Origin of the sequence: Pseudomonas sp. NFACC43 (genome assembly GCF_900119645.1) — a bacterium.
In the GTDB taxonomy this organism is placed as follows: domain Bacteria; phylum Pseudomonadota; class Gammaproteobacteria; order Pseudomonadales; family Pseudomonadaceae; genus Aquipseudomonas.
On the sequence record NZ_FPKK01000003.1, the window covers coordinates 287,539 to 311,395 of the forward strand.

Sequence of the window (23,857 nt, forward strand, 5' to 3'; positions counted from 1 at the left end):
CGGCAACCGCTCCACCGCGGCTGCCACTACGCTATCGGCCCACCCGAAGGCGGCGCCTGCCTGCTTGTACAGTGCAGGTATGGACGGCGGCAGTCTGCCAGCCGTCACATTGGCGACTGGCTGCTGTGCACAGCCGCCATGAACGCCCGGATCCTGGCCGGGTCCTTGATGCCCTTGGCCTGCTCCACTCCGCCACTCACATCCACCGCATACGGGCGAACCTGGCGAATGGCTTCGGCCACGTTCTCGGCCGTCAGCCCCCCCGCCAGGATGATCGGCTTGCTCAGCCCCCGGGGCACCAGGGACCAGTCGAACGCCTCACCGGTACCGCCGGGAACGCCTTCCACGTAGGTATCCAGCAGGATCCCGCTGGCCCCGGCAAACGCCTCGCACCCAGCCGCGATGTCGTCGCCGGCCTTGACCCGCAGCGCCTTGATATAGGGAAGATTCCAGCCCTCGCAATCCTCGGGGGTCTCGTCGCCATGAAATTGCAACAGCGCCAGCGGCACCGCGTCGAGGATCTCCCCCAGTTCGCAACGGCTGGCGTTGACGAACAGGCCGACAGGGGTCACGAACGGGGGCAAGGCCCGGATGATCGCTCGTGCCTGCTGCACCGTCACCGCCCGGGGACTCCTGGCGTAGAACACCAGCCCGATGGCATCGGCGCCGGCCTCGACCGCCGCCAGCGCGTCCTCGACCCGGGTAATCCCGCAAATCTTGCTGCGAACGGCTGACATGTCGTGAAAAACCTCAGGCAGATCCCGTGAAAGTTCCGGATGGTAGCAAATGCAACGGAGGGCGTCAGCCGTCGAGTTCCGAGAAGCCCGTGAGGAAATGCGGCCCGATGTAACGCTCCGGCAACTCGAACTCTCTGTGATATTCGACCTGCACCAGATACAGCCCGAACGGATGCGCCGTCACCCCACCGGAACGGCGGATGCGGCTGTCCAGCACTTCCTTGATCCACTCCACCGGCCGCTCACCGGCACCGATGGTCATCAGCACGCCGGCGATGTTGCGCACCATGTGGTGCAGGAACGCACTGGCGCGGATGTCGAGTACGATCATCTTGCCGTGACGGGTCACACGCAGGTGATGCAATTGCTTGATCGGCGATTTGGCCTGGCACTGGCCGGCGCGGAAGGCGCTGAAATCGTGGACGCCCACCAGGTATTGCGCAGCCTCGGCCATGCGCTCGACATCCAGTGGACGATGGTTCCAGGTGATTTCTTCGTTCAGGTGCGCCGGGCGGATCTGGTCGTTGTAGATCACGTAGCGATAACGCCGGGCGATGGCCTTGAAGCGCGCATGGAAGTGCGCCGGCATCACCTTGGCCCAACTGACGCTGATATCGTGCGGCAGGTTGATATTGGCGCCCATGACCCACGCTTTCATCGATCGCTCGGCCTGGGTGTCGAAATGCACCACCTGGCCACAGGCGTGCACACCGGCGTCGGTTCGACCGGCGCAATGCAGCGCCACAGGCGAATCGGCGACCTTGGAAAGCGCGTTTTCCAGGATTTCCTGGACCGTCGGCACGCCGGAGGCCTGGCGCTGCCAGCCACGGTAGCGCGAACCTTTGTATTCAACGCCCAGGGCGATCCGGAAAAAGCCGTCGGCCGCCATTTCGGCGGCCGGATTATCTATGTTTGCCAAGAATTACAGCCTGCTGAGGTACGCAAAGGCGGGCATTATAAGGCCGGCCGGGCGGGATGCCAGTGCCACCGTCGATCCTATGGTGGCAGGATGGAGCCATCGCGCCCAACTCCAATTCCCACCACAAACAAAAACGGCAGCCTCACCGGCTGCCGTCGTTGTCTATCGCTCATCTCACGCCAAGCGCGACAACATTTCCTGCGCTTCGCTCTTCTGGGTGGCATCGCCTTCATTGAGGACTTCACCGAGGATGTCCCGGGCGCCGTCGTTGTCGCCCATATCGATGTAGGCCTGGGCCAGGTCGAGCTTGGTGGCGACTTCATCGGTACCGCTGAGGAAGTCGAAGTCCGGCTCCTCGTCGGCGCTGGCCAGGGCGTCTTCAGCCGTGAAGGATGGCTGGCCCAGGCTGTCGGACAGACGTTCCAGCTCCGCGTTGACATCGTCCAGTTCGGACTCGAAGGGATCCTTGGGCGCCTCGCCGGCATTCATTTCGTCGGCCAGGGACAGATCGAAATCCGCCGGCAACTCCAGGTCGTCGGCCGGGGTATCGTCCAGGGCCGGCGTCTCGGCTGCCGGCACGTCCAGGTCCTTGAGATCGTTGTCCAGGTCCAGCAGGAAATCTTCGTCGGCCAAGGCTGGCGCCGGGGCATCGGCGCCCAGGTCCAGGTCGAACTCCGACAGGTCGTCCAGGCTTTCGGCGGCTTCGGTCTGCTGCTTGAGCACCGACTCGAAACTCAGGTCGTCGTCGGTCGGGAATGCATCCAGCTCCGGAATCGGCTCGGGCTGCGGCGTGGCCGCCGGTGCGGCTTCAAGATCATCCAGGCTCAGGTCGAAGGCGCTGTCGAGCTCCTCGTCGGTGGGCGGCGTGTCTTCCAGCAGATCCTTGACGTACTGCGCGTCCAGTTCCGCAGCCACTGCGGCGGCGGCCAAGCCGGCACCGGCGGCGACCGCCATGGCCGGGAAGCGGCTCTTGAGCTGCTCGACCTGGGCGTAGTTATCGCCATTGGCCACCAACTGGCGCTCCTGGGCGACGAACGCGTCACGGTCGCCCTGCTGGCCATAGACTTCCATCAGCTTCAGGCGCAGATCGCTGCGTTGCGGTTCGGCCTTGATGCCTTGTTCGAGCAGGTCGGCCGCCTGGTTCAGGCGACCACGATCGATATGAGCCTGGGCCTGTGGCAGAACGTCGTCGAAACGATCGGCGGCCGGAGCCACCAGTGGCGCGGCGATCGGCGGCGTGACCACGACAGGCGCGACCACCGGAGCCGGCTTGGGCGCCGGGGCAGGTACTGGCTTGGGTTCGAGTTTGACGCTCGGTGGTGGAACTTCAATGCCCTCGAAGCTGCTCGGGGGCAGATCGAGCTCCGGGGAGAAGTCGGCCTCCTCCTCGAGGGCTCGGGCCATGCGCAAATGTTTCTCGGCTTCCTGTTGCGCCTTGCGACGACGGGCAAGCAGCAACAGCAGCAACAGCAGGAGCACCACGCCGCCACCGATCAACCCCAGCAGGATCGGGTTGGTCAGCAGGTCGTTGTATTTCTGCTCGGTCGACGTCGCCGCTGGCGTCGCTTCCGACGTACTTCCAGGCGAGGCTTCAGGAGGCGTTTGCGGCGTGGCCTGGGGTGCGGGTGTGGGCACAGTGGCTGGTGCTTGCGCCGAGGGCGGCGGCGGAGTCAGTTGCGCCGACATCGCCGGGGTCGATCCCGGAGCCGGTGGCACAGCGGCGCCTTCGGCCTGCATCTTGGCCAACTGGTCGTTCTTCAGTTCGATCAGGCGCTGCAGCTTGTCCAACTGGCTTTGCAGATCCGCCATGCGGCTTTTCAATTCTTCGTTATCACGGCGAGCCGAATCGAGGCTTTCCTGGGTGATCGCGAGTTTGTTGCTCAGCGCCTGGGCATCCCCGGCGGCGCCCTTGGCCCCGGCCTTGGCGGACTCGGCCGACACCAGGCTCAGCTTGTCGCGACCGGCAGCCTGGGCCGGCGCATCTTCGCCACGGCCGCGCCGGGTCGCGTCCAGTTGCTGCTGGCCAGTACCCGCCACGCCCTGGCGTCCTTGGCGGCCCTGGCGCCAGGCGGCATTCTGCGCCGCCACTTCGGCGATGGCCTGGGGCTGCGGCAAGGCAGTACTTTGCACAGGGTCGGGCAGACGCAGCACCTGGCCGGTCTTGAGCAGGTTGATGTTGCCATCGATGAATGCATTCGGGTTCAGCGCCTGGATCGCCAGCATGGTCTGCTGGATCGAGCCGCCGTTACGGGCCTTGGCGGCGATTTCCCACAGGGTATCGCGCGGTGTAGTGGTGTACTGGGATGGCTTGGTAGCCCCGGTCACCGGTGTCGATATGACCTGGGGTGGTTTCGGTCGGGCCGCCTCGGCAGCCTGGGGCGAGAATTTGGACGGGTCGAGCAGGACGCTGTAGTCGCGCAGCAGGCGCCCATTGGGCCACATCACCTGCACCAGGAACTTGACCATCGGCTCGGACAACGGCCGGCTGGAGGTCACGCGCAGCACGCTCTTGCCGTTGGCGTTGATCACCGGGGTGAAGGTCAGGTCGTTGAGAAAAGCCTGGCGGTCGATGCCGGCCTTGGCGAAGTCTTCGGGCGAGGCCAGGCTCGGTACGACTTCGGCAGCGGACAGCTGCTGGACATCGAGCAGCTCGATCTCGGCGACCAGAGGCTGGTTCGGCGTCGACTTCAGGGTCAATTCCCCGAGCCCGAGCGCTTGCGCCATACCGGAGGACAGCGCCGAGGCGGCCGCTATTGCTAACACCAGTTTGCGAACTTGAACCATAGCCTCTTCCTTTGTTTGAACATTCCTCGGCCAGCGAGAAGGTATTGTTGTCGCCGCCACGAGGCTTTGCGCACTGCCCCCAGAAACAACGGTGCGCGCGATCGTTTCACGCATGCCCGGGAATGCCCCGGGAGCAAGGTTCGCCTTCATCACTCTGGCCAAGCATAGCGCCCAGCTAGAATCATTCGACAAATTGTTGCCAAGTATCTTTTACAGCAGGTCTTTTATCAACAACTCCGCCACCTGCACCGCGTTGAGCGCCGCGCCCTTGCGCACGTTATCCGTGGTCAGCCACAGATTGAGCTCCGTCGGATCGTCGATACCGCGGCGCACGCGCCCCACATAAACCACATCCTGGCCCACGGCGTCACCCACAGGCGTCGGATAATCGCCCGCCTCCACCAGCTCGATGCCGGGCGCCGCTTCCAGGGCCGCGTTGACCTTCGCCAGGTCGACAGGCGCTGTGGACTGCAAGGTCACGCTAAAGCTATCGCCGAAAAACACCGGGGCTTGAATGCAAGTAACGGAAATCTTTAATAAATGTTGATTCAGCACCTGCCGCAGCTCATGCACCAGGCGTTTTTCCAGCGGTGTATGGCCCTGCTCGTCCGGCGTGCCGACCTGGGCCAGCAGGTTGAATGCCATCTGCCGATCGAAGAACGTGGGCTCCAGCGGGCGGGCGTTGAGCAGCTCGGCGGTCTGGCGCGCCAGCTCGGTGACGGCGACGCGTCCCTGGGTGGATACAGCGAGGCTGGCGGTCAGGCTGACGCGCTGCAGGTCCAGGCATTCACGCAAGGGGGCCAGCGCTACCGCCAGCGCCGTAGCCGAAGCGCTGGGGCTGGCGACCTGCAACGGCTTGCCCAGCCCGGCCAGGACATGGGCGTTGGCCTCTGGCACGATCTGCGGTGCCTGTTCCGCAGGCAAGGCGCCAGACAGGTCGATCAATGCACACCCGGCAGCCGTGGCCCGCGGGGCGAAGCTCAGGGTAACGGCCGGGCCCGCGGCAAAAAAGGCCAGCTGGACCTTGCTGAAATCGAACTCATCGACCTCACGCACCCGCACGTTTTTACCGCGGAACATCACCGAGCTTCCCGCCGACTCGCTGCTGGCCAGCAGGTGCAGGTTGCCGACGGGAAAATCCCGCTCTTCAAGAATCTGGACGAGGGTTTCGCCGACAGTACCGGTGGCGCCGATCACGGCAATATCAAAGGACTGGCTCATGGGTCTACCTCAGGTAAAACGGGGGGAGCGGCACTTTACCGGGTGACCGGTATGCAGGCAATCGGCTGGCGGACTTGCAGTGCCTGGGCTTGCTCGCGATGGGGCGACCTGACACACAACCGTCTCCCAAAAAAAACCCGCGCCTCTCACAAGGCACGGGTTCTTTCACAGCAGCGGCCGATCAACGTTCGAGCAGGATCCGCAGCATGCGGCGCAGCGGCTCGGCCGCGCCCCAGAGCAACTGGTCGCCGACGGTGAAGGCGCCGACGAACTGCGAGCCCATGTTCAGCTTGCGCAAACGGCCCACCGGCACGTTCAGGGTGCCGGTGACCTTGGTCGGGCTCAGCTCCTGCATGCTGGCTTCGCGGTTGTTCGGCACCAGCTTCACCCAAGGGTTGTGCTGGCTGATCAGCCCTTCGATGTCGGCGATCGGCACGTCCTTGTTCAGCTTGATGGTCAGCGCCTGGCTGTGGCAACGCATGGCACCGATGCGCACGCAGATGCCGTCCACCGGGATCGGGCTCTTGAAGCGCCCCAGGATCTTGTTGGTTTCAGCCTGGGCCTTCCACTCTTCGCGGCTCTGGCCGTTAGGCAGTTCCTTGTCGATCCATGGGATCAGGCTGCCGGCCAGCGGCACGCCAAAGTTTTCGGTCGGGTACGCGTCGCTGCGCATCGCCTCGGCAACCTTGCGGTCGATGTCGAGGATGGCGCTGGCCGGGTTGGCCAGGTCATCGGCGACGGCGGCGTGGGTCGCGCCCATCTGCTTGATCAGCTCGCGCATGTTCTGCGCGCCGGCACCGGAGGCCGCCTGGTAGGTCATGGCGCTCATCCACTCCACCAGGCCGGCTTCGAACAGGCCGCCCAGGCCCATCAGCATCAGGCTGACGGTGCAGTTGCCGCCGATGTAGTTCTTGGTGCCCGCGTCCAGTTGCTGGTCGATGACCTTGCGGTTCACCGGGTCGAGGATGATGACGGCATCGTCCTGCATGCGCAGGCTCGAAGCGGCGTCGATCCAGTAGCCCTGCCAGCCGGCTTCGCGCAGCTTGGGGAAGACTTCGCTGGTGTAGTCGCCGCCCTGACACGTCAGGATCACGTCGAGGGTCTTGAGCTCCTCAATGCTGTAGGCATCCTTGAGCGCACCGGTATCCTTGCCCACGGACGGGCCTTGGCCACCGACATTGGAGGTGGTGAAAAACACCGGTTCGATGAGATCGAAATCCTGCTCTTCCAGCATTCGCTGCATGAGCACGGAACCGACCATGCCGCGCCAACCGATCAGACCTACACGTTTCATCGCAACTACACCTATACAAAAGTGGGCCACCGTCTTGGCGGTGGGCCCGAAAGATTACAGATTCCGCAGCGCGGCGACTACTGCATCGCCCATTTGCCGGGTACCGACTTTGGTACAACCGTCCGACCAGATGTCGCCGGTGCGCAAGCCCTGGTCCAACACCACGCTGACGGCCTGCTCGATCGCGTGCGCCGCGTCATGGAGGTTGAAGCTGTAGCGCAGCATCATCGACACCGACAGGATGGTCGCCAACGGGTTGGCGATGCCCTGGCCGGCGATGTCCGGCGCCGAGCCGTGGCATGGCTCGTACATGCCCTTGTTGTTGGCATCCAGGGACGCCGACGGCAGCATGCCGATGGAACCGGTAAGCATCGACGCTTCGTCGGACAGGATGTCGCCGAACATATTGTCGGTGACGATCACATCGAACTGCTTGGGCGCACGCACCAGTTGCATGGCGGCGTTATCCACGTACATATGGCTCAGCTCGACGTCCGGATAATCCTTGGCCACCTGCTCTACCACTTCGCGCCACAGTTGGCTGGAAGCCAGGACGTTGGCCTTGTCCACCGAACACAGTTTCCTGCCACGCACCCGGGCCATGTCGAAACCGACCCGGGCGATACGGCGGATCTCACTCTCGCTGTACGGCAAGGTGTCGTAGGCCTGGCGCTCGCCATTATCCAGCTCACGGGTGCCACGCGGGGCGCCGAAGTAGATACCGCCGGTCAGCTCACGGACGATGAGGATGTCCAGGCCCGAGACGATTTCCGGCTTCAGGCTCGAAGCATCGGCCAGTTGCGGGTAGAGAATCGCAGGACGCAGGTTGCCGAACAGGCCCAGTTGCGCACGAATCTTCAGCAGGCCGCGTTCCGGACGGATATCGCGCTCGATCCTGTCCCATTTCGGGCCGCCCACGGCACCCAGCAGCACGGCATCGGCGGCACGGGCACGATCCAGGGTCTCATCGGCCAGGGGCACGCCGTGCTTGTCGATGGCAGCGCCGCCGATCACGTCGTGGCTGAGCTCGAAGCCCAGGCCGTACTTGTCGTTCGCCAGCTCCAGGACCTTGACCGCTTCGGCCATGATTTCCGGGCCAATGCCATCACCAGGGAGAATCAGAATCTGCTTGCTCATGTATTCCTCGTTTGCTCTATCGGCACAGGCCCCTGGGGCTGGCCGGGAAAAAGGCTATCGCTCGGCCCACAGCACCAGTACATCTGTACTGAACGAACCATCGGCCTCAATCTCAAAATATTCACGCACTTCGTCGCCCATGGCACGCTGCAGCTCGAGTATCGCCGCCCGCATCACCTCGGGGGTGCGCATGCGCTCGACCCACGAGCGGTACTCCAGGCGCAGGCGCTGGCGCGAGGTGCTGCGGGTGTGCAGCCCCGCTTCACTGACCTGGCGCAACCATTCGCCGGCCGAATAATCGCGCACATGACTGGTGTCGCGCAGCACTTCAACGCTCTGCAGGTAGGTGTCCAGCAACGGCGCACCCGGCGAAAGGATATCGATGAAGGCCGCCACCCCGCCCGGCTTGAGTACCCGGCGCACTTCCCGCAGCGCCAGGCCCAGGTCGCTCCAATGATGCGCCGAATAGCGGCTGAACACGAAGTCGAACTCAGCGGCGGCGAACGGCAGGCGCTCGGCGGCGCCCCGCACCGTGCTGATATTGCCCAGGCCACGCTCGGCCGCTGCTGTGGCCACGACATCCAACATCTGTTGGGATAGATCGTAGGCCACCACTTCACCGGCCAGGGGCGCCACGTGGAAACTGACGTGACCGGCACCGCAGCCCAGGTCCAGGACGCGGGCCTCGGGACGTCCCTTCAGTTCGGCCTGTAGCAGCGCGAACTCAGCGCCCTGGGCGTGCACGGCACTGCTCAGGTAGGCCGCAGCCTGCTCACCGAATTGCTTTTGTACAACCTGACTGTGGGCGGTGCTGGTCATGGGATGTCCTTATGTTTTTTTGCCTGGGTGGACCCCATCGCGAGCAAGCTCGCGATGAAGCCGGTACTGCCTACATCGATCCATCAAGCATCGCGAAACAACCAGGGCTGGCTCGCTCGGTGCTTGGCTTCGAACGCGGCAATCGCGTCACTGTCCTGCAAGGTCAGGCCGATGTCGTCCAGGCCGTTGAGCAGGCAATGCTTGCGAAACGCATCGATCTCGAAGCTCAGCACCTTGCCGTCTGGACGGGTCACGGTTTGCGCTGCCAGATCGATCTGCAACTGGTAGCCCGGGTTGGCCTCGACCTGCTGGAACAGCTCGTCCACTTCAGCGTCGCTCAGGATGATCGGCAGCAGGCCGTTCTTGAAGCTGTTATTGAAGAAGATATCGGCGTAGCTCGGCGCGATGATGCTGCGGAAACCGTACTCTTCAAGAGCCCACGGCGCGTGCTCGCGGCTCGAACCGCAACCGAAGTTCTCCCGGGCCAGCAACACACTGGCGCCCTGGTAGCGCTCGGCGTTGAGCACGAAATCCTTGTTCAACGGCCGCTTGGAGTTGTCCTGGTATGGCTGGCCGACATCCAGGTAGCGCCATTCGTCGAACAGGTTCGGGCCGAAACCGGTGCGCTTGATGGACTTCAGGAATTGCTTGGGAATGATCTGGTCGGTGTCGACGTTGGCACGATCCAAAGGCGCGACAAGACCGGTGTGCTGGGTAAAAGCTCTCATTGCTGCGCTCCTTCAGATCAATTCGCGGACGTCGACGAAACGGCCGTTGACGGCCGCCGCAGCGGCCATGGCTGGGCTCACCAGGTGCGTACGGCCACCGGCGCCCTGACGGCCTTCGAAGTTACGGTTGGAGGTGGAAGCGCAATGCTCGCCCGATTCCAGGCGGTCAGGGTTCATCGCCAGGCACATGGAGCACCCTGGCTCGCGCCACTCGAAACCGGCCTCGAGGAAGATCTTGTCCAGCCCTTCCGCTTCCGCCTGGGCCTTCACCAGGCCGGAACCCGGTACGACGATGGCCTGCTTGATGGTCGAGGCCACCTTGCGGCCCTTGGCGATTACCGCCGCGGCGCGCAGGTCTTCGATCCGCGAGTTGGTGCAGGAGCCGATGAACACGCGGTCGAGCTTGATGTCGGTAATCGCCTGGTTGGCGCTCAAGCCCATGTACTTCAAGGCGCGGACAATGGAGTCGCGCTTGACCAGGTCCATTTCCTTGGCCGGATCGGGGACGTTCTGGTCGACGGCCAGCACCATTTCCGGCGAAGTGCCCCAGCTGACCTGCGGCTTGATCTGCGCGGCGTCGAGCTCGACCACGGTATCGAATGTCGCATCGGGATCGGACACCAGGTCTTTCCAGGCTTGCACTGCCTTGTCCCATTCGACGCCTTTCGGGGCGAACGGACGGCCCTTGACGTACTCGATGGTTTTTTCATCGGCGGCCACCAGCCCGACCCGGGCACCGGCCTCGATGGACATGTTGCAGATGGTCATGCGGCCTTCGACGGACAGGTCACGGATGGCGCTGCCAGCGAACTCGATGGCATGGCCGTTACCGCCGGCGGTGCCGATCTTGCCGATCACGGCCAGGACGATGTCCTTGGCGGTCACGCCGAACGGCAGCTTGCCCTCGACGCGCACCAGCATGTTCTTCATTTTCTTGGCCACCAGGCACTGGGTGGCGAGCACATGCTCCACCTCGGAGGTGCCGATACCGTGGGCCAAGGCGCCAAAGGCACCGTGGGTCGAGGTGTGCGAGTCGCCGCAGACCACGGTCATGCCCGGCAGGGTCGCGCCCTGCTCCGGGCCGATGACGTGGACGATGCCCTGGCGCACGTCGTTCATCTTGAATTCGACGATGCCATATTCGTCGCAGTTGTCATCGAGGGTCTGGACCTGCAGGCGCGAGACCTGGTCGACAATCGCGTCGATGCCGCCCTTGCGCTCCGCAGTGGTCGGCACGTTGTGGTCCGGGGTCGCGATGTTGGCATCGATGCGCCACGGCTTGCGCCCGGCCAGGCGCAGGCCTTCGAAAGCCTGCGGCGACGTCACTTCGTGGATGATGTGACGGTCGATATAGATCAGCGCCGAACCATCGTCGCGCTGCTTGACCAGGTGCGAATCCCAGAGCTTGTCGTAGAGCGTTTTGCCGGCCATCAGAAGGTTTCCTCATCAGCTTGTTTCTATGCCCCGGGCCTTGAATGAATTCAATAACCCTCTGGCTTGTGAGGCTGATGTTATGAGGCTACATTAAATAACTCAAATTCATATTTTTCATACTTTGCATAACCAACAGGAATTCAATCGAGACGGCCATGGACCTTGCCAACCTCAATGCCTTTATTGCCATTGCCGAGACCGGCAGCTTCTCCGGTGCCGGCGAGCGCCTGCACCTGACCCAGCCGGCCATCAGCAAGCGCATCGCCGGCCTGGAACAACAGCTCAACGTACGCCTGTTCGACCGCCTGGGGCGTGAAATAGGCCTGACCGAAGCCGGTCGGGCCCTGCTGCCACGGGCTTATCAGATCCTCAACGTACTGGACGACACCCGTCGCGCCCTGACCAACCTGACCGGCGAGGTCAGCGGGCGGCTGACCCTTGCCACCAGCCACCACATCGGCCTGCATCGCCTGCCGCCTCTGTTGCGGGAATTCACCCGCCGCTACCCCCAGGTCGCGCTGGACATCCAGTTCCTGGATTCGGAAGTGGCCTATGAGGAAATCCTCCATGGCCGGGCGGAGTTGGCGGTCATCACCCTCGCCCCCGAACCCCACACCCTGATGCGCGCCACGCCGGTATGGGACGATCCCCTGGACTTCGTGGTAGCGCCGGAGCACGCACTGCTGGACAACGCCAGCGTGAGCCTGGCGGACATCGCCCTGCACCCGGCGGTCTTCCCGGGGGGCAACACCTTTACCCACCACATCGTGCAACGCCTGTTCGAGGCCCAGGGCCTGACGCCGAACATCGCCATGAGCACGAATTATCTGGAAACCATAAAAATGATGGTCTCCATCGGCCTGGCCTGGAGCGTCCTGCCACGCACGATGCTCGACGATCAGGTGGCTCGCATACCTTTGCCGGGCATACAGCTCAGTCGCCAGCTAGGCTATATCTTGCACACCGAACGGACGCTGTCGAACGCTGCTCGGGCCTTCATGGCCCTACTGGACGCACAAATCGATCTGCCAGGGACCCAGGCATAAGTCGTGCGACTCCTCTAGGGCCGAATGCCCGTGCCTAACGCCCAACTGCCCAAGGCCCGCTAGATAATGCCCAACCCTGCCGACCATATCCCGCCCCTGCCGCGCATCCAGGCACTCGACCCCAAGCGGTCCGAGCAAAGCTGGGACAGCGCGCCGCAGTTGCTGGCCGCCCTGAACGGCGCGCGCCTGGGGGCCTGGTCGTGGGATATCGATAGCGGCAAGATCAGCTGGTCCCGGGGCACCCAGGCGCTGTTCGGCTTCGATCCGCGCCAGCCATTGCCGGCCGATGTGGACTACCTGGACCTCCTGCTGCCCGAAGACCGGGCCAAGGCCGTCCGGGCCTTCCACGCGGCCGTGGCCGGTGCGCCACTGGAACAGGCCATGCACCACCGCATCGTCTGGCCCGACGGCAGCCTGCACTGGCTGGAAATCAGTGGCAGCGTACTGCCCGACAAGCACGGCCGTCCGCGCATGATCGGGGTGATCCGCGAGATCACCCATCAACGCGAGCGCGAACAGGCCCTGCGCAGTTCGGAAAAGCGCTTCGCCACGCTTTTTCATCTCTGCCCGAACATGGTGCTGCTGACCCGCCAGGAAGACGGGCTGATCAGCGAAGCCAACCAGTATTTCGAGAGCCTGTTCGGCTGGCCGGTGCATGATGTGATCGGCCGGACCACCCTGGAGCTGGGCTTGTGGGTCGACCCCAGCCAAAGGGCCAGGCTGGTGGAAGCGACCAAGGCCAAGGGCGAGCTGGTGAGCATGGAAGTGGAATTCCGGGCCAGCAACGGCCAGATCCACAGCGGCATACTCAGCGCGCAGAAGGTCGAACTCGAAGGCCAACCCTATCTGCTGAGCACCTTTCTCGACACCACCGAACGCAAGCTGGCCGAGCAGGCCCTCAAGGACAGCCAGGAACGCCTGGACCTGGCCCTCGACTCGGCGCAACTGGGCACCTGGGACTGGCACATCCCCAGCGGCATGCTCTACGGCTCGGCCCGGGCCGCGCAGCTCCATGGCCTGGAACCCAAGCCGTTCCACGAATCCTTCGACGCGTTCTTCGAAGGCGTACCGGACGAAGAACGCAACAACATGCGCAACGCCTACCGCAGCCTGCGCGAAGGCCCGGCGGGCAATTACCAGTTGACCTATCGGGTGCAACTGCCGGACGGCAGCTCCCGCTACCTGGAAAGTCGCGCCCGTCTGTATCGCAACGACGATGGCAGCCCATTGCGCATGGCCGGCACCCTGCTCGACATCACCGACCAGGTGGAGCGCGAACAGAGCCTGGCGGCATCGGAAGAAAAATTCGCCACGTTGTTCCAGGTCAGTCCCGACCCGATCTGCCTCACTCACCAGGACAGCGGCCGGTTCCTGGAGATCAATTCGAGCTTTACCCAGACATTCGGCTGGACCGCCAGCGACGTGATTGGCCGCAGTGCCGACGAGATCGGCCTCTGGGATGCCTCGGGCAGCAGCCTGCAGCGCATCGAGCGGGTGATCCGCGAGCAGTCCCTGAGCAATGTCGCCATTGTCGTGCACCACAGGTCCGGCCATCCGCTGACCTGCGTGATCTCCAGCCGCCAGATCAACGTCGACAACCAGCCCTGCATCGTGACCACGCTGCGGGACATTACCCAGCAGCAACGCTCCGAAGCGGCCCTCAAGGCCAGCGAGGAAAAGTTCGCCAAGGCATTCCATTCCAGCCCCGACGCCATCACCATCACCGAACGTGAAAGCGGCCGCTACCTCGAGGTCAACGATGGCTTCTGTCGCCTGACCGGCTACCGCGCCGACGAGGTACTCGGCCATACCGTGTTCGAGGTGGGCATCTGGGCCGAAGCCAAACAGCGCACGGCACTGCTGGCCGAACTGCAGCTCAAGGGACGCGTGCACCACCAGGAAATGCTCGGGCGCAACAAGCGCGGGGAGTTGCTCACCGTGGAGGTGTCGGTCGAGCCCATCACCCTCAACGAAACCGATTGCCTGTTGCTCACCGCCCGGGATGTCAGCCTGCTGCGCAACGCCGAAGCACAGATTCGCCACCTGGCCTATCACGATCCGCTGACCAACCTGCCCAACCGTGCCTTGCTGATGGACCGCCTGAGCCAGCAGATCGCCTTGCTCAAGCGCCATGACCTGCGCGGTGCGCTGCTGTTCCTCGACCTGGACCACTTCAAGCACATCAACGACTCACTGGGCCATCCGGTGGGCGATACAGTGCTGAAGATCATCACCGCGCGCCTGGAGGCCAGCGTGCGCCAGGAGGACACGGTGGCGCGCCTGGGTGGCGACGAATTCGTGGTCTTGCTCAGCGGCCTCGAAGGTAGCCGCAGCGAAGTCACCGAGCAGGTGCAGAAACTGGCCGATACCCTGCGAGAACTGCTCTCGGAGCCGATGTCCCTCGATGGCCAGCGGCTGCAAGTCACGCCAAGCATCGGCATGGCGCTGATTCCCGACCATGGCTCCACGCCCGCCGACCTGCTCAAGCGCGCCGATATCGCGCTGTACCGGGCCAAGGATTCGGGACGCAACACGTCACAGATGTTCCACACCACCATGCAAAAGGCCGCCAGCGAACGCTTGCGCATGGAAACCGACCTGCGCCAGGCCCTGGCTCGCGGGGAATTCAGCGTGCATTTCCAACCCCAGGTCGACGCCCGGGACAACCGTATCATCGGTGCCGAGACCCTGGTGCGCTGGCACCATCCCGAACTGGGCGCCCAATCGCCCAATGAATTCATCAAGGTGCTGGAGGACAGCGGGCTGATCCTGGAGGTCGGCACCTGGATCCTCGACGAAGCCTGCGACGGTTTCAAGCAACTGATCGCCAAGGGCAAGATCGATCCCCGGCGTTTCAGCCTGTGCGTGAATATCAGCCCGCGACAGTTCCGCCAGAGCGATTTCGTCGAGCGCATCGAAAGCAGCCTGGCGACCCATGGCCTGCCTTTCACGATGCTGAAACTGGAAATCACCGAAGGCATCGTGATCCAGAACCTGGACGACACCATCGCCAAGATGCGCCGCCTGAAGAAACTGGGGGTGAGCTTCGCCATGGACGATTTCGGCACCGGCTATTCATCCCTGACCTACCTCAAGCGCCTGCCGGTGGACACCCTGAAAATCGATCAGTCGTTCGTACGCGACGCCACCAGCGACCCCAACGACGCTGAAATCATCCGCGCCATCGTCGCCATGGCCCGCAGCCTCAACCTGGAAATGATCGCCGAAGGGGTGGAAACACTGGAACAACTGCAATTTCTGCAAGGGCTCGATTGCCACCTGTACCAAGGCTACCTGCACAGCCGGCCGTTGCCGCTGGAGGCGTTCGAGCGGCTGTTGCCGTGACCCTGATCTACAGAATGAAAAAGGGCGCCATTTCGGCGCCCTTCTTCAATTGCGATGCATCAGTTCTGCAGCGCGGGTTGCTGCTGCGCTCCGTTGATCGGGATGCGCTTGGCCTTGGCCTCTTCCGGTACCACACGCAACAGGTCGATGCTCAACAGACCGTTGCTCAGGCCGGCGGACTTGATCTCGATATGGTCAGCCAACCGGAAGGACAACTTGAACGCACGCTGGGCGATGCCCTGGTGCAGGTAGGTCACGCTGTCATTGCTGGCCTCGCGCTTGCCGCCGCTGATGGTCAGCACACCTTTTTCCACCTGAAGGTCCAGGTCTTCCTCCCGGAACCCAGCGGCGGCGACCACGATGCGGTATTCGTCATCGCCATGTTTTTCCACGTTGTAGGGTGGATAGCTGCTGCCCGGTTCGTTGCGCAGGGCGGTTTCGAAAAGATCGTTGAAACGATCGAAGCCTACCGAGGAACGGAACAGAGGGGCCAGCGAAAATGCAGTACTCATGATTCAAATCTCCTGAAAAATTCAGCAAGTTTTTTTGTCTCCGCGACCCGGATTCGGCATCGCGTACCCCTTATCTAGGGGCCGCCAAATACTTTTCAAGAGCTTTTTCTGAAATTTTTTTCAGGCCGCTTCGGTACGTTTCACACCCAGCAGATGCCCTACCGCATCCAGTTCGGTTTCCCGCCGCAACGCGCTGAACAGCGTCGCTGCCTCGGGATAATTGCGCGTCAGCATTGCCAACCATTGCTTGAGCCGGCCGGGAGCCTGGCGCGGTGTCAGTTGCTCGACCACTTGCCCCCAGAAATCCTGGAGCATGGGTTGCAACTCGGCCCAGGACATCGGCACCACTTCTTCCCCGGCCCGAGCCGCTGCAATCTGCCGGGCCAGGTCGGGGCGGGAAACGAGGCCGCGACCGAGCATGATGTCCTCGACGCCGCTGATTTGGCGGCAACGGCGCCAGTCTTCGACGCTCCAGATATCGCCATTGGCGAACACCGGCACCTTGACCACTTCCTGGACCCGAGGGATCCACTCCCAGTGAGCCGGCGGCTTGTAGCCGTCGGTCCTGGTCCGCGCGTGCACCACGATGTGGGCGGCGCCACCTTCGGCCAGAGCCGTGGCACAGACCAGCGCGCCGTCCGGGCTGTCGAAGCCCAGGCGCATCTTGGCGGTGACAGGAATATGCCCAGGCACCGCACGCCGTACGTGCGTGACGATCTCGTTGAGCAGCTCCGGCTCCTTGAGCAGCACCGCTCCGCCCCGGGACTTGTTCACGGTCTTGGCCGGGCAGCCGAAGTTCAGGTCGATGACCTGCGAGCCCAACTCACAGGCCAAGGCGGCGTTTTCCGCCAGGCACACCGGATCGGAACCCAGCAATTGCACCCGCAGCGGCACACCGGCGGCGGTCCGGGCGCCGGTCAGCAATTCCGGGGCAAGCTTGTGAAAGTAGGTCGGCGTGAGCAGGCGATCATTGATGCGAATGAACTCGGTGACGCACCAGTCGATCCCGCCAACACGGGTCAGGACATCCCGCAGGATGTTGTCGACCAACCCCTCCATGGGCGCCAGGGCAATTTGCATGGGAAACACTCAACGAAAAAACGTGCGGCAGTTTACCGGATTTCGCCTACAAAATCGGCGCCATCGCGAGCCGTCTCGCTGTCGCGGGAACCGATCGCCGGGCCATAGCCTTCGATGAATTCCGGCGGCATGCGCTTGGGCCTGCCGGTGGACAGCTCGATACAGACGAACGTGGTCTGGGCGCGCAGCAACGTGGTGTTGTCGCTGGGACGAATCAACTGGAAATGCCGGGTCATCTTCAGGCGCTGGTCCCAGTCGACGATCCAGGTGGCCAATTGCAGTTCATCGCCTTCATAGGCGGCTGCCAGGTAGTCGACTTCATGGCGCACGACGGCCATGGCCCGGTCCAGCCGTCGATACTCTGCCAGATCCAGCCCCAGGCGCTGGGAGTGGCGCCAGGCGCAGCGCTCGAGCCAGGTGACGTAGACCGCGTTGTTGGCGTGGCCCAACCCGTCGATGTCTTCGCCAGCCACTTGAAGATCAATGATGAACGGTGTTGCCCGATCCCAGCCCATGCCCCTCTCCCGGTCGAATATGGATCGGGGCAGTGTAACGGATCGCGCAGCGTTCGCGGGTACGCTCAGGCCGATTGCCGCGCTTGCAGGCTGCGTCCGGCCAACAGCGACAACACACCGTCGATCACGCGCGGATCGGCCAGCACCCGTTGATGCCCGCCGGCCGGCAAGCGCAGCAGCCGGCTGTCGAACCAGGCCTCGTGGATCAGTTGCGACTCCTTGACCGACACCGAGGTGTCGTCCTCGGCATGGACCACCAGCCCCGGCACATCCAATTGGTAGTGAGCGACATCCATCTTCGAGGCCGGCATGCCCACGTCCTTTTCCACTTGGCGAATGAACGCGGACCGCGCCCGGGGCGGCATTCCCATGATCCGGGCAAAACCGCGCAGCACCCCCAGGATGCGCGCAGGCGCGGCGATGCTGACCAGGGTTTCGGTACGCAATCCCAGTTGCACCGCAAGCATGGCGCTGGCGCCCCCCATGGAATGCCCGATCACGGCTTGCAACGGCGGCAACTCAGCCGCGGCCTCGAGCATGGCCCTGGCGAACAGCAGGACGTTCGCCTCGTGGCCCGGAGAGCGACCATGGGCCGGTCCATCCAGCGCCACCACCGTATACCCGGCGTCCACCAAGGCCGTGATCAGCGCGGCGAATTGCGTGGGTCGCCCTTCCCAGCCATGCATCAGCAGGACGGTCGGCCCCTTGCCCCAGCGCAAGGCAGAGAGACCGAAGCGCAAGGTGATGCGCTCGGAACTTGCCAGCAATGGCAGCTCCCAGTCCCGTGGTGGCAGATTTCGAGGCCGCATGAACAGCGTCCGCATTTTCTTTGCCACCAGGCCCGGGGCTACCCGGCCAAGCGTGCCATTCACACCACGAATCCAGCTTAACCTGTCCATTGCTTGTCTCCAGGGCTTGCTTGTTGGCTCAACGCACCGCCGACTTGGCCGCACGCAGCAAACGATCCGACAGCTCCCCCGGACCCAATGCCCGTGCCAGGGCCAGGCCACCGACCATCAATGCGATGTCGGCCAGGGCTTTATCGGCGTCGTCCGGGCTGCCTGCCAGTTGTGCAGCCATCAACTCGATATGTTCATTGAGCACTTCACGAAACGGATCCGGCAGCCGGCCAAGCTCGCCGATGGAGGCAGGAATCGGGCAGGCGTTCTCGGTGGAGTCACGATGCTTTCGCGACAGATAGAACGCGGCCACCAGGGCGCGCCGCTCTTCATCGGTCAGCTCGGCATTCATATCCGCGATCATGCCGCGACGCCGGCCCAGCAGTTGCTTGAACGCCTCCAGCATCAGGGCGTCCTTGCTTTCAAAATGGGCATAGAAACCACCGACCGTCAGCCCGGCCGCTCCCATCACCTCGCCCACGCTCGGTTCCGCAGGCCCACGCTGGATCAGCGCGTCGCTGGCGGCCTTGATAATGCGTTCACGGGTTTGTGCCTTTTTATCGCTCATCGCTGCCTCCGAATATTACGATTGAAATATTATCCGCATAATAATTTTCTGCAAGCAGAAAAGAGACCGTTGGTCAGGTACGTGAATTGGGGTATTGGAGAATTGGCCGAACGCCAGACAAACAAAAGGGCCATTCAAGAATTGAATGACCCTTAAAAATCCCGCAGTGCGGGTAATCGTGGCGTCCCCTAGGGGACTCGAACCCCTGTTACCGCCGTGAAAGGGCGGTGTCCTAGGCCACTAGACGAAGGGGACACAAACCTTCTGACTTGATCAGCGCTGAGAACTGATCGCTTCAAGGCCGGTGTGGCCAGACCTTGAAGTGCAAATTGGTGGAGCTAGACGGGATCGAACCGTCGACCTCTTGCATGCCATGCAAGCGCTCTCCCAGCTGAGCTATAGCCCCGGATTTTTCGCCTCGCGGCGGAGCGACATCTTGTAACATCGCTTCTGTAAAACTGGCGTCCCCTAGGGGACTCGAACCCCTGTTACCGCCGTGAAAGGGCGGTGTCCTAGGCCACTAGACGAAGGGGACGCAAACCCTTCTAACAACTGATCAACGCTGAGTGTTGATCGCTTCAAGGCCGGTGTGGCCAAGCCTTGAAGTGTAAATTGGTGGAGCTAGACGGGATCGAACCGTCGACCTCTTGCATGCCATGCAAGCGCTCTCCCAGCTGAGCTATAGCCCCTCATCGCTGAGGACGGGGCGAATCTTAAGGGCGTATCAGAAGGCTGTCAAATTTATTTTCAACAAATTTGAAAATTTTTTGCCGGGATAACAATCACTTACCGACAAACCCCGGAAAACCGGGGCATGCCCTGCCTCATCGACTGCTCAGGCGATGGCGCCCAGCAGTTTTTCCCACTCCTTGTTTTCCTTCTTCGACACGCCACCGAGCAGATCGATGGCCTGGCGCAGGCGGAAACGGGTCAGGTCCGGCCCGAGGATTTCCATTGCATCGAGCACCGATACCGAGCTGGCCTGGCCGGTAATGGCAGCGAACATCAACGGCATGGCATCGCGCAGTTTCAATTCCAGGGACTCGACCACGGCCTGGATGGTCGCGGTGATCGTGTCCTTTTCCCACCGGCGCAGGCTTTCGAGCTTCCAGAGGATCAGCTGCATCAGTTGGCGCACCTGGTCGCCGGAGAGCTTCTTGGATTCGAAAAGCTTCGCATCCGGTGCCACGCCACCGGCGAAGAAGAAGCCGGCCAGCGGCGCGATCTGGCTGAATGTCTCTACCCTGCCCTGCACATGGGGCGCGATCTTCATCATGTACTCGGGGTTGAGCGCCCATTTCTGCACGCGAGCGGCAAATTCTTCCACCGGCAAGTCGCGCAACCACTGGCCGTTGAGCCACGACAGCTTCTCGATGTCGAAGATCGGCCCGCCCAGGGAGACGCGCGACAGGTCGAAGTGCTCGACCATTTCCTGCAGCGAGAACTTCTCGCGCTCGTCCGGCATCGACCAGCCCATGCGGCCCAGGTAGTTGAGCATTGCCTCGGGCATGAAGCCCATGCGCTCGTAGAAGGTCACCGAGGTGGGGTTCTTGCGTTTGGACAGCTTGCTCTTGTCCGGGTTACGCAGCAGCGGCATGTAGCACAGCTGCGGCTGCTCCCAGCCGAAGTATTCATACAGCAGGATCAGTTTCGGCGCCGACGGCAGCCATTCTTCACCGCGCAATACGTGGGTGATGCCCATCAGGTGATCGTCGACCACGTTGGCCAGGAAGTACGTCGGCAGGCCGTCGGTCTTCATCAGCACTTGCATGTCCATGCGGTCCCACGGGATCTCGACATCGCCACGCAGCATGTCCGGCACCACGCAGACGCCTTCGGTCGGCACTTTCATGCGGATCACATGGGGCTCGCCGGCCGCCAGGCGACGAGCGACTTCTTCCTTGGACAGCAGCAGCGCCCGGCCGTCATAGCGCGGGGTTTCGCCACGGGCGATCTGCTCGGCGCGCATCTGGTCCAGCTCTTCGGCAGTGCAGAAACACGGGAACGCATGCCCCATGTCCACCAACTGCTGGCAATACTGCTTGTAGATGTCACCACGCTCGCTCTGGCGGTACGGACCGTGCGGGCCGCCGACATCCGGACCTTCGCTCCAGTCGATGCCCAACCAGCGCAAGGCGTCGAAAATCTGCTGCTCGGACTCACGGGTCGAGCGCAACTGATCGGTGTCCTCGATCCGCAGGATGAACTCACCGCCATGCTGCTTGGCAAAGCAATAGTTGAACAAGGCGATGTAAGCGGTGCCGACATGGGGATCGCCAGTGGGCGAAGGCGCGATGCGGGTGCGGACGGTGGTCATGGCATGTCTCGGAAAGAATATAAAAGCGAAGATGAAACAGGGGGCGAATGGTAACAGGCGATGGCGGGCGGGCTCCAGTGAGAGCGGGATTTGTGTGGCCAGTCGTCAGACCGAGTCGCCCCCATCGCGAGCAAGCTCGCTCCCCACAAGGGATCATGGGGCGACTCGATCGAACTGTGGGAGCGAGCTTGCTCGCGATGAAGCCCTTGAGGTCGCCACGCAGCCTCAGACAGTCAGCAACCGCTCCCGCAACTTGCCAATTTCGTCACGCAATTGCGCCGCTGCCTCGAATTCCAGGTCCCGGGCCAACTGGTACATCTTCTCTTCCAACTGGCGGATACGCTTGGTGATTTCGCTGGGCGAGCGCAGTTCGGCCTCGTAGCGTGCGCTCTCTTCGGCGGCCTTGGCCATGCCCTTGCGCTTCTTGCTGCGAGAGCCTGGCACGGTGGCGCCTTCCATGATGTCCGCCACGTCCTTGAAAACCCCCTTTGGCGTGATGCCGTTGGCCAGGTTGAACGCGATCTGTTTCTCGCGGCGGCGTTCGGTCTCGCCGATGGCCCGCTCCATGGAGCCGGTCATGTTGTCGGCGTAGAGAATCGCCCGGCCGTTGAGGTTACGGGCGGCGCGGCCGATGGTCTGGATCAGCGAACGCTCGGAGCGCAGGAATCCTTCCTTGTCGGCATCGAGAATCGCCACCAGGGACACTTCCGGCATGTCCAGGCCCTCACGCAGCAGGTTGATGCCCACCAGCACGTCGAAGGTTCCCAGGCGCAGGTCGCGGATAATCTCGACCCGCTCCACCGTGTCGATGTCCGAGTGCAGGTAACGCACCCGCACGCCGTGATCGGCCAGGTAATCGGTAAGGTCTTCGGCCATGCGCTTGGTCAGCGTAGTGACCAGCACGCGCTCCTCCACCGCCACGCGCTTGTTGATTTCCGAGAGCAGGTCATCTACCTGGGTCAGCGCCGGACGCACTTCCACCTGCGGGTCGACCAGCCCGGTGGGACGTACCACCTGCTCGACCACGCGTCCGGCATGCTCGGCCTCGTAATTGCCGGGGGTGGCCGAGACAAAGATCGTCTGCGGGCTGACGCTCTCCCATTCATCGAAGCGCATGGGTCGGTTGTCCAGCGCCGAGGGCAGGCGGAACCCGTATTCCACCAGGGTTTCCTTGCGCGAACGGTCGCCTTTGTACATGGCGCCGACCTGGGGCACGCTGACGTGGGATTCGTCGATCACCAGCAAGGCGTCGGCCGGCAGGTAATCGTACAAGGTGGGCGGCGGTGCGCCCGCCGGGCGACCCGACAGGTAACGCGAGTAGTTTTCGATACCGTTGCAGTAGCCCAGCTCCAGGATCATCTCCAGGTCGAAACGGGTTCGCTGCTCCAGGCGCTGGGCTTCCACCAGCTTGTTGTTCGAACGCAGGTATTCCAGGCGTTCCTGCAGCTCGGCCTTGATGCCCTCGATGGCGTCCAGCAGGGTTTCCCGGGGCGTGACGTAGTGGCTCTTGGGATAGAAGGTAAAGCGTGGCAGCTTGCGGATCACCTCGCCGGTCAGCGGGTCGAACGCCGAAATGCTCTCCACTTCATCGTCGAACAACTCGATGCGGATCGCCTCCAGGTCCGATTCCGCCGGATAGATGTCGATCACATCGCCACGCACCCGGAAGGTCGCCCGGGCGAAATCCATGTCGTTGCGGGTGTATTGCAGGTCCGCCAGGCGCCGCAACAAGGCCCGCTGATCGAGTTTGTCGCCGCGGTCGACGTGCAACACCATCTTCAGGTAGGTCTCCGGGCTACCCAGGCCGTAGATGCACGACACCGTGGTGACGATGATCGCATCCTTGCGCTCCAGCAACGCCTTGGTGGCCGACAGCCGCATCTGCTCGATGTGGTCGTTGATCGAGGCATCCTTCTCGATGAAGGTGTCCGACGAAGGCACATAGGCTTCAGGCTGGTAGTAGTCGTAGTAGGAAACGAAGTATTCCACCGCGTTGTTCGGGAAAAACGCCTTGAACTCGCCATACAGCTGCGCCGCCAGGGTCTTGTTCGGCGCCAGTACCAGGGTCGGACGCTGCACCTGGGCGATCACGTTGGCGATGCTGAAGGTCTTGCCCGAACCGGTGACGCCGAGCAGCGTCTGATGGGCCAGGCCCGCCTCGATACCTTCGACCATCAGGCGGATGGCTTCCGGCTGGTCGCCGGCGGGCTTGAATCGGGTGACGAGCTGGAATTCAGACATGACATAACCTCTGGATTCACTCCTGTCGGCCAGGCGACAGAAACGAGAAAGACCGAAACGACGGATGTCGCCCGAAGAAAAAGCTGGAATGCATCCAATGTGGAGTTGAATGCCTTCGCTTTCAAGACGGACGTCCTACGCGCCTTGTGGACTTTGACGCCGCACCAGGACTAACGGTCGAAAAAAAATCGAAAATACTTACCGTAAAAGCTGAATCGCCTGTCGCGGTACCCGGTGATGGCCTCTATACTAGCTCCCCGT

Annotated in this window: 18 protein-coding genes and 4 tRNA genes; 2 read left to right on the top strand and 20 right to left on the bottom strand. The window is 62.8% G+C overall.

The genetic code is table 11. From position 1 onward, the window contains the following. Window positions 1-104 precede the first annotated feature (104 nt). The 9 genes from BT179_RS08200 to leuC form a co-directional block, all read right to left on the bottom strand. Window positions 105-737 carry a phosphoribosylanthranilate isomerase gene (locus BT179_RS08200; RefSeq protein ID WP_072430684.1) on the bottom strand — a complete coding sequence of 211 codons (633 nt, stop codon included), beginning with the start codon at window positions 735-737 and terminating at the stop codon, window positions 105-107. A gap of 64 nt (window positions 738-801) precedes the next feature. Next, window positions 802-1,626 carry a tRNA pseudouridine(38-40) synthase TruA gene (truA, locus tag BT179_RS08205; protein WP_072392273.1) on the bottom strand — a complete coding sequence of 275 codons (825 nt, stop codon included), beginning with the start codon at window positions 1,624-1,626 and terminating at the stop codon, window positions 802-804. A gap of 204 nt (window positions 1,627-1,830) precedes the next feature. Beyond that, window positions 1,831-4,440: a FimV/HubP family polar landmark protein gene (locus BT179_RS08210; RefSeq protein ID WP_072430685.1), complete on the bottom strand. Its 2,610-nt coding sequence runs from the start codon at window positions 4,438-4,440 to the stop codon at window positions 1,831-1,833. Between the two features lie 210 nt (window positions 4,441-4,650). Beyond that, window positions 4,651-5,661, bottom strand: coding sequence for an aspartate-semialdehyde dehydrogenase (locus tag BT179_RS08215; protein ID WP_072430686.1), 1,011 nt, complete (start codon window positions 5,659-5,661; stop codon window positions 4,651-4,653). A gap of 181 nt (window positions 5,662-5,842) precedes the next feature. Continuing rightward, window positions 5,843-6,955, bottom strand: a complete 1,113-nt coding sequence (gene asd / locus BT179_RS08220) for an aspartate-semialdehyde dehydrogenase (protein WP_072392264.1) — start codon at window positions 6,953-6,955, stop codon at window positions 5,843-5,845. A gap of 54 nt (window positions 6,956-7,009) precedes the next feature. Continuing rightward, window positions 7,010-8,092 (bottom strand): 3-isopropylmalate dehydrogenase, encoded by a 1,083-nt coding sequence (gene leuB, locus BT179_RS08225; RefSeq protein ID WP_072392260.1) that lies wholly within the window; start codon window positions 8,090-8,092, stop codon window positions 7,010-7,012. Between the two features lie 54 nt (window positions 8,093-8,146). Continuing rightward, complete coding sequence (locus BT179_RS08230) at window positions 8,147-8,911, bottom strand: class I SAM-dependent methyltransferase (RefSeq protein ID WP_072392256.1); 765 nt, start codon at window positions 8,909-8,911, stop codon at window positions 8,147-8,149. A gap of 83 nt (window positions 8,912-8,994) precedes the next feature. Continuing rightward, a complete protein-coding gene (gene leuD, locus BT179_RS08235) occupies window positions 8,995-9,639 on the bottom strand; it encodes a 3-isopropylmalate dehydratase small subunit (RefSeq protein ID WP_072430687.1) in 645 nt (214 codons plus the stop codon). 12 nt (window positions 9,640-9,651) lie between these two features. Beyond that, entirely contained in the window at window positions 9,652-11,070 is a 1,419-nt protein-coding gene (gene leuC, locus BT179_RS08240; RefSeq protein WP_072392249.1) for a 3-isopropylmalate dehydratase large subunit, read from the bottom strand. A gap of 158 nt (window positions 11,071-11,228) precedes the next feature. Here leuC and BT179_RS08245 point away from each other — a divergent pair, with 158 nt between their 5' ends. Continuing rightward, complete coding sequence (locus BT179_RS08245) at window positions 11,229-12,119, top strand: LysR family transcriptional regulator (RefSeq protein WP_072392245.1); 891 nt, start codon at window positions 11,229-11,231, stop codon at window positions 12,117-12,119. Window positions 12,120-12,185: 66 nt separating this feature from the next. Next, entirely contained in the window at window positions 12,186-15,464 is a 3,279-nt protein-coding gene (locus BT179_RS08250; protein ID WP_072392242.1) for an EAL domain-containing protein, read from the top strand. 59 nt (window positions 15,465-15,523) lie between these two features. On the opposite strand, the gene BT179_RS08255 is transcribed toward BT179_RS08250, so the two are convergent. The 11 genes from BT179_RS08255 to uvrB all read right to left on the bottom strand — a co-directional run bounded on the left by BT179_RS08255 (window position 15,524) and on the right by uvrB (window position 23,596). Next, window positions 15,524-15,976, bottom strand: a complete 453-nt coding sequence (locus BT179_RS08255) for an Hsp20 family protein (protein ID WP_072392239.1) — start codon at window positions 15,974-15,976, stop codon at window positions 15,524-15,526. Window positions 15,977-16,096: 120 nt separating this feature from the next. After that, a complete protein-coding gene (locus BT179_RS08260; RefSeq protein WP_072430688.1) occupies window positions 16,097-17,056 on the bottom strand; it encodes a tRNA dihydrouridine synthase in 960 nt (319 codons plus the stop codon). Window positions 17,057-17,088: 32 nt separating this feature from the next. Further along, window positions 17,089-17,571: an acyl-CoA thioesterase gene (locus BT179_RS08265; protein WP_072392233.1), complete on the bottom strand. Its 483-nt coding sequence runs from the start codon at window positions 17,569-17,571 to the stop codon at window positions 17,089-17,091. Between the two features lie 65 nt (window positions 17,572-17,636). Further along, window positions 17,637-18,470: an alpha/beta fold hydrolase gene (locus tag BT179_RS08270; RefSeq protein ID WP_072392230.1), complete on the bottom strand. Its 834-nt coding sequence runs from the start codon at window positions 18,468-18,470 to the stop codon at window positions 17,637-17,639. A gap of 28 nt (window positions 18,471-18,498) precedes the next feature. After that, a complete protein-coding gene (locus tag BT179_RS08275; protein WP_072392227.1) occupies window positions 18,499-19,038 on the bottom strand; it encodes a TetR/AcrR family transcriptional regulator in 540 nt (179 codons plus the stop codon). Window positions 19,039-19,217: 179 nt separating this feature from the next. Beyond that, window positions 19,218-19,293: transfer RNA gene (locus tag BT179_RS08280), tRNA-Glu, on the bottom strand. Window positions 19,294-19,368: 75 nt separating this feature from the next. Then, window positions 19,369-19,444 (bottom strand) — tRNA-Ala (locus BT179_RS08285). A 53-nt stretch (window positions 19,445-19,497) separates the two neighbouring features. After that, window positions 19,498-19,573 (bottom strand) — tRNA-Glu (locus tag BT179_RS08290). 78 nt (window positions 19,574-19,651) lie between these two features. Continuing rightward, window positions 19,652-19,727: transfer RNA gene (locus BT179_RS08295), tRNA-Ala, on the bottom strand. A 146-nt stretch (window positions 19,728-19,873) separates the two neighbouring features. Then, complete coding sequence (gene gltX, locus BT179_RS08300) at window positions 19,874-21,355, bottom strand: glutamate--tRNA ligase (protein ID WP_072430689.1); 1,482 nt, start codon at window positions 21,353-21,355, stop codon at window positions 19,874-19,876. 225 nt (window positions 21,356-21,580) lie between these two features. After that, window positions 21,581-23,596, bottom strand: coding sequence for an excinuclease ABC subunit UvrB (gene uvrB / locus BT179_RS08305; protein ID WP_072392220.1), 2,016 nt, complete (start codon window positions 23,594-23,596; stop codon window positions 21,581-21,583). Between the last annotated feature and the right edge of the window lie 261 nt (window positions 23,597-23,857).